General features: G+C 33.2%; 8 protein-coding genes. 3 read left to right on the forward strand and 5 right to left on the reverse strand.

Going from position 1 to position 10,629, the window contains the following annotated elements; genetic code table 11:
• Positions 1-169 precede the first annotated feature (169 nt).
• Genes pdxH through Q0Q96_RS00415 form a run of 3 tightly spaced genes read right to left on the reverse strand, consistent with a single transcriptional unit; the run spans position 170 to position 2,118 of the window.
• Positions 170-814, reverse strand: coding sequence for a pyridoxamine 5'-phosphate oxidase (pdxH, locus tag Q0Q96_RS00405; RefSeq protein WP_293870168.1), 645 nt, complete (start codon positions 812-814; stop codon positions 170-172).
• Positions 815-866: 52 nt separating this feature from the next.
• A complete protein-coding gene (locus tag Q0Q96_RS00410; protein WP_293870169.1) occupies positions 867-1,775 on the reverse strand; it encodes a ribonuclease Z in 909 nt (302 codons plus the stop codon).
• Positions 1,776-1,785: 10 nt separating this feature from the next.
• Complete coding sequence (locus Q0Q96_RS00415) at positions 1,786-2,118, reverse strand: ribonuclease Z (protein ID WP_293870171.1); 333 nt, start codon at positions 2,116-2,118, stop codon at positions 1,786-1,788.
• Positions 2,119-2,414: 296 nt separating this feature from the next.
• Between Q0Q96_RS00415 and Q0Q96_RS00420 the strand changes: the two genes are divergently transcribed.
• Positions 2,415-2,786, forward strand: coding sequence for a hypothetical protein (locus Q0Q96_RS00420; RefSeq protein WP_293870173.1), 372 nt, complete (start codon positions 2,415-2,417; stop codon positions 2,784-2,786).
• A gap of 94 nt (positions 2,787-2,880) precedes the next feature.
• On the opposite strand, the gene Q0Q96_RS00425 is transcribed toward Q0Q96_RS00420, so the two are convergent.
• The gene (locus tag Q0Q96_RS00425; RefSeq protein ID WP_293870175.1) at positions 2,881-4,209 is read right to left on the reverse strand and encodes a tetratricopeptide repeat protein; all 1,329 of its coding nucleotides are present in this window, start codon (positions 4,207-4,209) and stop codon (positions 2,881-2,883) included.
• A 67-nt stretch (positions 4,210-4,276) separates the two neighbouring features.
• On the reverse strand, positions 4,277-6,916 hold the full coding sequence (gene gyrA / locus Q0Q96_RS00430; protein ID WP_293870177.1) for a DNA gyrase subunit A: 2,640 nt from the start codon (positions 6,914-6,916) through the stop codon (positions 4,277-4,279).
• Between the two features lie 265 nt (positions 6,917-7,181).
• Here gyrA and Q0Q96_RS00435 point away from each other — a divergent pair, with 265 nt between their 5' ends.
• Both Q0Q96_RS00435 and Q0Q96_RS00440 read left to right on the forward strand, forming a co-directional pair.
• The gene (locus Q0Q96_RS00435; protein ID WP_293870179.1) at positions 7,182-9,725 is read left to right on the forward strand and encodes an ATP-dependent Clp protease ATP-binding subunit; all 2,544 of its coding nucleotides are present in this window, start codon (positions 7,182-7,184) and stop codon (positions 9,723-9,725) included.
• Positions 9,726-9,991: 266 nt separating this feature from the next.
• Positions 9,992-10,507 carry a YetF domain-containing protein gene (locus tag Q0Q96_RS00440; protein WP_293870181.1) on the forward strand — a complete coding sequence of 172 codons (516 nt, stop codon included), beginning with the start codon at positions 9,992-9,994 and terminating at the stop codon, positions 10,505-10,507.
• Positions 10,508-10,629 lie beyond the last annotated feature (122 nt).

Raw genomic sequence — 10,629 nt, forward strand, 5'->3', positions numbered from 1 at the left:
GGTTAGACAATTTTACATCATTTACCGTTTAAGTAACAAATAAAATCGATGAAATACATAATTTTATATATATAAAATATATTTTTCTTACTTTATTGTAATTCGTCGATATTTATTTTTGAAACGTTTTAAAAAAGAAAAACCACTCAAGTGAGTGGTTAAAATTAATTTAAGGAGAAAGCCGATCAATTTTCCAATTAAAATCATCCTGAAGTTTGTATCGAATTCTGTCATGCAATCTATTGGGTCTTCCTTGCCAAAATTCAACTTCTATTGGTTTTACTAAAAAACCTCCCCAATTTTTTGGGCGCAGAATTGCTTGACCTTCATAAGTTGATTCCAACTCATTTAATTTATTATCCAAATAATCCCGAGATGGTATTACTTCGCTTTGAGCAGAAACAATGGCGCCAAGTTTACTGCCTTCTGGTCTTGTGTTGAAATAATTATCTGAAATTGTTTCCGAAGTTTTCTCTGCGATTCCTTTAATAATAACCTGTCTTTCCATATTATGCCAAAAGAATGAAAGACAAATATGAGGATTGTACACAATGGCTTTTCCTTTTTCGGAATTATAATTAGTATAAAAAATGAAACCTTCTTCATCGTATTTTTTAAGCAATACTACTCTCGATTTTGGGAAACCATCCATACCAATGGTAGCAACTGTCATAGCATTGACCTCATCTACTCCACCAAATTCTTGGGTTTCATGAAACCATTTGTGAAATAAATTTATTGGATCTTCTGGAATAGTATCTTCCAAAAGCTGGCTTTTCTCGTAGGACTTTCTATAATTGCTTAGGTCTTCCATTGGTTGTTATATTGTTGCAAATTTATGGAGTTTTTTGTTGAGTTACTGGCATTTAATCCAATTCAAAAACTTTTCCATCATCGGCGAGAAGCACATTTGGAAAAATAATTTCTGCTTCTTGTTGAAACAAATTAATATTGGCATATCGGGTGCTGTAATGTCCTAAAATTAACTGTTTAACATTTGCTTTGAGTGCAATTGTTGCTGCTTGTTTGGCTGTGCTGTGCATAGTTGATTTGGCTTTATCAGCTTCTGATTCTAAAAAAGTTGTTTCATAATATAATGCATCACAATTGTAAATAATCGGAATTATGCTTTCATCATACATCGTGTCACTGCAAAACGCATAACTTTTAGGCTGAACTGGATCAAAAGTCAGTTCGTTATTTGTAATAGTAGAACCATTATCGAGCGTAATATCGATTCCGTTTTTAATTTTTTGAAAATAGCAGGTTTCAATTTTATGTTTATTGACTGCAACAATATTTAGTTTTCTATCACCTATTTTTTCTTGAAACAGAAAACCATTGGTATATATTCGGTGTTTTAACGGTATTGTTTTTACCAATACTTTTTCATCTTCATAGATAATCTCACTTTCGTGCGAACTCAATTCTCGGAAAAACAACTTATACCCTGTAAATGAATTTGAAAATTTCAGTTGTAATAATACGATTTCTTTGACGCCTTTTGGACCATAAACATGTAAATCTGTTTGGCGATTGAGCAACATAAAAGTAGAAATCAAACCTACTAATCCATAAAAATGATCACCGTGCAAATGGGAAATAAAAATATGATTGATTTTGAAAAACTTAAGTTTGTTTTTTCGCAACTGCACTTGCGTTCCTTCACCACAATCTATTAGGAACATTCTGTTTCTAATTTCTAATACCTGCGATGTTGGATTAGTAATTGTTCGAGGTGTTGCTGCATAACAGCCCAATATTGTTAATTTCATTATTTATAGACTAAAATCCTAAATTGCGTTCTATTTCTTCCATTTCAATGATGTCATGAGCTTCGAGTTGAGATGGAACAACGGTAATTTGCGATGGAACATCATTAAAATTTATTGAGTCGGTAACAAGCACCAATGATTTTTTTGATTTTGTATGAACCTTTACCATTTCCAAAAACAATTTAATATCATTCATTGTTAAAGCCTTGTCTTGAGATAAATCAATAATCAAGTTTTGAGATTTATAACTGGCGTAAACATGATTTAGTTTTTGATAAAACGCTGCTGAATTTCCATTTGTATTCTTGATTGTAGTAGTATTTCCTTTCTGGTCGACCTTCATTTTGAATGACTTTAATATTATGATGCTAATTTACTAAGATTTTATCACTATCAATACAAATGAGCTAATGATAATAGTTAGTATGATGTAGTTCAAAGAAAATTATGGTTTTTTATCGATAAAACACCTGTTTTTTTAGCAATTTATAGACAAACTGCACAATAAAAACGCTCAAAACCATTGTATTCATTGATTTTGTCGTTTAAACGAGTTTTGAGGTTAGTTACCGTAAATATTTTCATTAAGTAGGCTGTTGCAGTAGTTTTGGTCAAGTAATAAGAAACAAACCTACTACTATGACAACAATTAATAAAACATCAACTCAAGGAAATGTAACTAACGTTAGATTGTTTGTTATTTGTGCTTTATTAATGTTATCGTCAGCAGTATCGTTTGCTCAATCTAATACTAATAGTGTTGCGGTAACTACTTCATCTCAAGTTTCGGTTTCTAAAGTTGCTACAACTACTATCACTACAGATAATGCTGTTGCATCTAGCTCAATGGATTTTGCAGTTTGGTTTATGGGTTCTAAAAAAACTTCAAATTATACTTCAAACGGAACATTTAGCAAAAAACAATTAATTAATTCTGGCATTAACACTAACAGTGTATTGATCAGATCTTTCTTGAAAAAAGTTAGTACTCAAGAAAATGGTGTTGCATAATTATGTTTCTATATAAATTTGGTTAGTTTAGAAAACAAAAAGTCCCGATTTCATACCGGGACTTTTTTATTGTATTAAATTTTAATTAAACCAATTACATTTTTGCTTTTAGTGCTTTATATTTGTCGGTCATTTCGAGTGCGTTGTATACGCTCAACAATGTTTTTTTTGCCGGTATATTATCACTTTTAAGTTCAACTGCTTTTTCTAAAAAAGGTAATGCTAATCTGAAATTATTTTCTCTTTCTGCTTTAATTATTGCGTAACGCTTATTATCTTTTTCGGATGTGCCTAATTTATTCATTTCTTTAACTAATTTTTCATCAGCTCTTAAAATTAATTCGGCCAAATTCAGATTGGCATTAAAATAATTAGGATCTATTTGGAGGGTTCTTCTATAATATTTATCGGCTTCAGCAAGTTTATTTGCATTCCCACTAATAACCCCTAAATTATAAACTAAATCAGCGTTGTTGGGTTCTTTAGCTAATGCTTCATTGACCAGTTTTGTATAAGTGTCATAATCGTTTACTTTCAAATACAAATCGGCTTCGGTGAGTATTAATGAGGTATCATTTGGGTTTTCTTTTTTTGCTTCGGCAACTGCGGCTTTTGCTTCATCTATTTTTCCTTTTTGAACAAATATTAAAGCGATGTTTTTATAAATTTCACCTCTTTTGGATTCTAACTTTTCATCTCTTGGTTTTTCGTGTGTGCCCGTTTTTATAAAAAGGTCTCTTTCGGTTTTACTGCTGAAAGTTTCTTCCTTTTTTGAGGCTTTATTGGTTGCCCAATAAACCGTTCCTTCACCCGAATAATTCAATGCTTTCAACTGATTGTAATATTCTAACGCTTTGTCATAATCTAAAGCATTAACGGCATAACTGGCAGCATAAAACAATTTATCTACATCTTTTTTATCTAATTGATAAACGGAATATAAAACATTGGTCGCTTCTTTGAATTTTTTGGCATCTGTTAAACTTACGGCATAATTAATAAGTAGCGGTTTTACTTGTGGTACAGCTTCATTTATATCATCAGTTAAAACTTTTTTACCTGATTTTTTTTCAAAATTTAGCACTTGTTCAAAACTTGTGGACATTGCTGAAATGACCGTTGGATTGAAATATTTAAAAATTGCAGTTGGATTTTTCAGGTTTTCAGGCTTTTTTAAATCAATCGTCATTTCAAGAAATGGAATTGATGCCTTGTAAAAATCGAAATAAACCTTGTCGGATTCGTTTGAACTTAAAATTAAAGGTTCCGTTTTGTTTATTAATTCCTTGTATTCATCTAAATCTTTTGCACTAGCTTCATCTTTATCATAAATTTTCTTTAATGCTTTTAACTCATCCTTCTGCGCGAAAGCGGATAGGGTAACCAGTACTGCCGAAGCAAGTATAATGTGTTTTATTTTCATACTATTATTATTTAAAATTTATAAATAAAATCACGAATTAAAATTTTTAATTCGTGATTTTTAGTTTTTACTCTTCATCGTCAGAATCGTCTTCGGCATCATCGTTGTCAACTATATCATCGTCGTCTTCGTCGTCTTCTGTAGGACTATCATCCTCTGGTATTTCCATAACAGGTTTAACTCTTTCAATTACTTCACCTTCGATAATGTTTCCATCTTCGTCGACTAAAACTTCTACAACATCGTCTTTCATAACTTTTGTCACCGCTGCGATAGAGTCGGTTCCTTTGATGTTAATAAGTTTCACGCCCTGGGTCGCTCTTCCCATTACTCTTAAATCTTCAACCGCCATTCTAATGGTTAATCCCGATTTATTGATAATCATTAAATCATCAGCATCGGTAACATTGTTAATAGCAATTAAGGATCCTGTTTTTTCGGTTATATTCAGCGTTTTAACTCCTTTTCCACCGCGGTTTGTAATTCGGTAAACATCTTCGCCATCATCGTCTACTAGTTTTGTTCGTTTACCGTATCCGTTTTCGGTGACCACAAGAATTTGAGTGTCGTTTACATTTTCTTTATCAACTGTCACAATACCAATTACTTCGTCAGATTCATCTTTTAAGGTAATTCCTCTTACTCCAGAGGCTGTTCTACCCATTGGTCTGGTTTTGTATTCTTCAAATCGAACCATTTTCCCCGAACGTCCAGCAATTAAAACTTGACTTTCGCCATTGGTTAATTTAGCACCTAATAATTCATCACCATCTTTTATAGTAATGGCAGCAACACCGTTAACACGTGGTTTTGAATATTTGTCTAATGATGTTTTCTTAACCTGACCTTTTTTGGTAACCATGATTAAGTTATGGCTCAAGGTATACTCTTTGTCTTTTAAATCTTGTGTGCAAATAAATGCTTTCACTTTATCATCAGATTCGATATTGATAAGGTTTTGCAAGGCTCTTCCTTTGGCAGTTTTGCTTCCTTCTGGAATTTCATACACACGCATCCAGAAACATTTTCCTTTTTGGGTAAAGAACATCATGTATTGATGGTTTGTGGCAACATACATGTGTTCCAAGAAATCTTGATCTCTTGTTCCAGCACTTTTTTGCCCAACTCCTCCTCTATTTTGTGTTTTGTATTCGGTTAAATTCGTACGTTTGATATAGCCAGCGTGCGAAATCGTAATAACTACATTTTCATCAGCAATTAAATCTTCAATACTTACATCGCCACCAGAAAATTCAATAAGAGAACGTCGTTCGTCACCGTATTTGTCTCTAATTTCAATCAACTCTTCTTTGATTAACGTAGTTCTTAAATTTACATCAGCTAGTAAAGCTTTTAAATGCTCAATCAATTTCATCAATTCTTCGTATTCAGCTCTTAATTTGTCTTGCTCAAGACCTGTCAACTGACGCAAACGCATTTCAACAATAGCACGAGATTGAATATCAGATAAATTAAATCTTTCGATTAATTTTTCTCTTGCTTCTTCAGTATTTTTAGAACCACGAATCAAGGCTATTACTTCGTCAATATTATCAGAAGCAATAATTAATCCTTCGAGAATATGGGCTCTTTCTTCGGCTTTACGCAATTCAAATTGGGTTCTTCTAACCACTACATCATGACGGTGTTCTATAAAATAATGAATCATATCTTTTAGATTCAACATTTGCGGACGACCTTTTACTAATGCAATATTGTTGACACTGAATGAAGATTGGAGTTGTGTGAATTTATACAACGTATTCAAAACAACATTTGGAGTTGCATCTCGCTTCAAAATATAAACGATACGCATACCATTTCTATCTGATTCATCACGAATATTGGCAATGCCTTCTATTTTCTTTTCATTAACTAAATCAGCAGTTCTTTTAATCATGTCTGCTTTGTTAACCTGATACGGAATTTCAGTAACAATGATAGATTCGCGTCCGTCCACTTCTTCAAAATTCACTTTGGCACGCATAACTATTCGGCCACGACCAGTTTTGAAAGCTTCACGAACTCCTTCCATACCATAAATGGTTCCGCCAGTTGGAAAATCTGGTGCTTTAATATGAGTGATTAATTCATCTATTTCAATATCGTTATTATCAAGATAAGCTAATGTTCCGTTAATAACTTCGGTCAAATTATGAGGTGGCATATTGGTTGCCATACCTACAGCAATTCCTGTCGCTCCGTTTATTAGTAAGGTAGGAACACGCGTAGGCATTACTGTTGGCTCGTACAAGGTATCATCAAAATTTAATTGAAAATCAACCGTTTCTTTTTCGATATCGGCCATGATTTCTTCCGAAATCTTCTTCATTCTTGCTTCAGTATACCGCATAGCTGCCGGACTATCGCCATCAACAGAACCAAAATTCCCTTGTCCATCCACTAATAAATAACGTAAACTCCATTCTTGAGCCATACGAACCATAGCATCATACACTGACGTATCCCCGTGCGGGTGATACTTTCCTAAAACTTCTCCAACAATTCTTGCAGATTTTTTGTGAGCAGATTTTGAAGTTACACCTAAATCATACATGCCATATAACACTCTTCGATGTACTGGTTTTAGACCATCGCGCACATCAGGCAAGGCTCTTGAGACAATAACTGACATCGAATAATCGATGTAAGCTGATTTCATTTCATCTTCTATATTAATAGGGATTAACCTTTCTCCGTCAGACATATTTGTATAAATTATTTAATAAAAAAGTACTTTCGATTCAAAACGTGCTAATGTAAGTCATTTGGCAAAATTACAAGACTTTTTCAATCGCAAATTTCAATGATTTATTAACAAAAACAACCCTTTTTTTGGTTGATAAATTATCGGCATCATTACTTTCATTATTGACTTTTTTTTTGTCAATTAGCTGACAGTACATTTAGCAGGAATGATTTTTGTGATAAAGCTTGATAATAACTAAATTTACGCTACCAATTATATATTTATGGATGATAATTTTTCACCAAGAGTTAAAGATGTGATTACGTACAGCAAGGAAGAAGCTTTGCGATTGGGTCACGATTTCATTGGGACAGAGCATTTAATGCTTGGAATTTTAAGAGACGGAAATGGTAAAGCAATTACCATTCTTAATAATCTTGCTATTGATTTGGAACATTTGCGAAAGAAGGTTGAAGTATTAAGTCCAGCCAGTCCAAATGTTGAAATTAGTAACGAAAAAAAGAACCTACACTTGACTCGTCAAGCGGAACGCGCGCTGAAAACTACTTTTCTTGAAGCCAAAGTTTTTCAAAGCACGTCGATAAGCACAGCACATTTATTATTGTGTATATTAAGGAATGAAAATGATCCAACAACCAAACTACTGCATCGACTAAAAATAGATTATAACGTAGTTAAAGAACAATATTTGAATATGACACCAAGCGAAGAAGATTTTAACGATAATTTACCAACAAACGAATCTTATAATGACGATTCAGGTCAAGATGACAGTTTGAAAGAAGGCAGTTTTAATAATCCGGCAAATAAGACTAATAAAAAATCCAAAACTCCTGTTTTAGATAACTTTGGTCGAGATTTAACTGAAATGGCCGAAGAAGGAAAGCTCGATCCAGTAGTAGGGCGTGAAAAAGAAATCGAACGTGTTTCTCAAATTTTGAGTCGAAGAAAGAAAAACAATCCGTTATTAATTGGTGAGCCAGGTGTTGGTAAATCTGCCATTGCCGAAGGTTTAGCGTTGCGGATTATTCAAAAGAAAGTTTCAAGAATTCTTTTCGGAAAAAGAGTGGTTACGCTTGATTTAGCTTCTTTAGTGGCAGGAACAAAATACCGAGGTCAATTTGAGGAAAGAATGAAAGCCGTGATGAACGAGTTGGAGAAAAATGATGATATTATTCTTTTTATTGATGAAATTCATACCATTGTTGGAGCAGGTGGCGCAACAGGTTCGCTTGATGCTTCCAATATGTTTAAACCAGCGTTGGCAAGGGGTGAAATACAGTGTATTGGTGCCACAACGCTGGACGAATACAGACAATATATAGAGAAAGATGGTGCTTTGGAAAGACGTTTCCAAAAAGTAATTGTAGAACCTACTTCGGTAGAAGAAACGATTACTATTTTGAACAATATCAAAAACAAATACGAAGACCATCATAACGTAATTTACACTGACGAAGCCATTGAAGCATGTGTAAAACTAACAAATAGATACATGTCCGAACGATTTCTTCCTGACAAAGCTATTGATGCTTTGGATGAAGCTGGCTCAAGAGTTCACATTACAAATATTGATGTTCCAAAACAAATTCTTGAATTGGAACGTCAATTAGAAGAAGTGCGCGACTTAAAAAACTCTGTTGTTAAGAAGCAAAAATATGAAGAAGCAGCCAAACTTCGTGATGATGAAAAACGTTTAGAAAAAGATTTAAGTATAGCGCAAGCACAATGGGAAGAAGATGCTAAAACAAATCGTATTCGAGTTACCGAAGACAATGTTGCCGACGTAGTTTCAATGATGACTGGAATTCCGGTAAATCGTATTGCGCAAACCGAAAGTAATAAATTGGCTCATTTGCCACAGCTAATTCAAAATAAAGTGATCGGACAAAACGAAGCTGTGCTGAAAATTGCGCGTTCCATACAAAGAAATCGTGCAGGATTGAAAGATCCGAACCGACCAATTGGTTCTTTTATTTTCTTGGGGCAAACTGGAGTTGGAAAAACACAATTAGCAAAAGTATTAGCAAAAGAATTATTTGATTCCGAGGATGCATTAATTAGAATTGACATGAGCGAATACATGGAAAAATTTGCTATCTCACGCTTAATTGGTGCTCCTCCGGGATATGTTGGTTATGAAGAAGGTGGGCAATTGACCGAAAAAGTAAGAAGAAAACCTTATTGCGTTGTGCTATTAGATGAAATAGAAAAAGCGCATCCAGATGTTTTTAATATGATGTTGCAAGTATTGGACGATGGCTATCTCACCGATAGTTTAGGTCGCAAAATCGATTTTAAAAATACGATTATCATCATGACTTCCAACGTTGGCGCCCGTCAATTGAAAGATTTTGGTCAAGGCGTTGGTTTTGGAACCGCAGCCAAAATAGCACAAGCCGATGACAATTCAAAAAGTGTCATTGAAAATGCTTTAAAGAAAACTTTTGCTCCAGAATTTCTTAACAGGATTGACGATGTAATTGTATTCAATCCGTTGGAAAAACATGATATTGATTTAATTATCGAAATTGAATTGAAAAAATTATATGGAAGAGTTGAAGAATTAGGTTATAAACTTAATTTATCGGATACTGCAAAAGCATTTATTGCTGAAAAAGGTTTTGATAAGCAATTTGGTGCTCGACCACTAAAAAGAGCCATCCAAAAATATGTTGAAGATGCTTTAGCGGAAGAAATTATTACCTCTAAAATTGGTTCGGGTGATGAAATTTATATGGATTTAGACGAAACAGATCAAGAATTGACCGTTACCGTTAAAAAAGCAAAAAAACCTACTAGTTAAAAGTATAATTAGTTCATCTTAAGCCACAAATTCACGAATAAATAACAATCTTATATTTCGAGAATTTGTGGTTTTTGATTTTAAAAGTAATTCGTAAAAAATAGACCTTTACTAATTTTATTTGTTCTTATCACATTAGTAATTATTATAGGTATTTGAAGCAATACATCGATAACTATTGTTATATAGAAGATTATTATCCGAACTGTTTATAATTTAAACAATCACCTTAACATCTAATAAAAAAATAAATTTTTAATCAAGAAATGAATACTTATCTCGACATAATAATCAGAAGCGGCGCAGTGTATTTTTTTATGATAATCGCTTTGCGAGTGTTTGGTAAAAAAGAATTATCGCAATTGAACACTGCTGATATTATTTTAATTTTACTGATTAGTAATGCGGTGCAAAATGCTATGGTAGGAAGCAATTCCACTCTTCAGGGTGGTTTAGTAGCGGCTTTAGTCTTATTTGTACTAAATTTTATTTTGAAAAAAATCATGTACCGATCCACATTTATTACGCAATTGGTACAAGATAAACCCGAAATATTAATTCACGACGGTATTATCGAATTTAAAACTTTGGCGAAATTAGAGATTACTTCACAAGAACTGGAGGAAGTCGTAAGAGAACATGGCGTAGAGCATTTGAAGGAAGTTAAACTTGCCATGATGGAAATTGACGGAAACATTAGCGTAATTTCGGGAGACAAATCATTAGTGCAATCCCACCATAAGCGCAAAATCCATAAAACATTGGGGAGTTTAAACAATTAAAAAAGGCTTTAGTCTAAAGAATATATTTATTATCTTTGTTTTATGAAAGATACCATTTTAGCACAAATATCGGAATTAAATCAAGAAGAGAAATCTCGATTATATAAAATTATAGAAGGCTT

The organism is Flavobacterium sp., assembly GCF_025352015.1.
Taxonomy (GTDB): Bacteria; Bacteroidota; Bacteroidia; order Flavobacteriales; family Flavobacteriaceae; genus Flavobacterium.

Coding starts and splice junctions, on each gene's coding strand:
- pdxH (WP_293870168.1), bottom strand. CDS start 814: ATGGAAGACCTAAGCAATTATAGAAAGTCCTACGAGAAAAGCCAGCTT.
- Q0Q96_RS00410 (WP_293870169.1), bottom strand. CDS start 1,775: ATGAAATTAACAATATTGGGCTGTTATGCAGCAACACCTCGAACAATT.
- Q0Q96_RS00415 (WP_293870171.1), bottom strand. CDS start 2,118: ATGAAGGTCGACCAGAAAGGAAATACTACTACAATCAAGAATACAAAT.
- Q0Q96_RS00420 (WP_293870173.1), top strand. CDS start 2,415: ATGACAACAATTAATAAAACATCAACTCAAGGAAATGTAACTAACGTT.
- Q0Q96_RS00425 (WP_293870175.1), bottom strand. CDS start 4,209: ATGAAAATAAAACACATTATACTTGCTTCGGCAGTACTGGTTACCCTA.
- gyrA (WP_293870177.1), bottom strand. CDS start 6,916: ATGTCTGACGGAGAAAGGTTAATCCCTATTAATATAGAAGATGAAATG.
- Q0Q96_RS00435 (WP_293870179.1), top strand. CDS start 7,182: ATGGATGATAATTTTTCACCAAGAGTTAAAGATGTGATTACGTACAGC.
- Q0Q96_RS00440 (WP_293870181.1), top strand. CDS start 9,992: ATGAATACTTATCTCGACATAATAATCAGAAGCGGCGCAGTGTATTTT.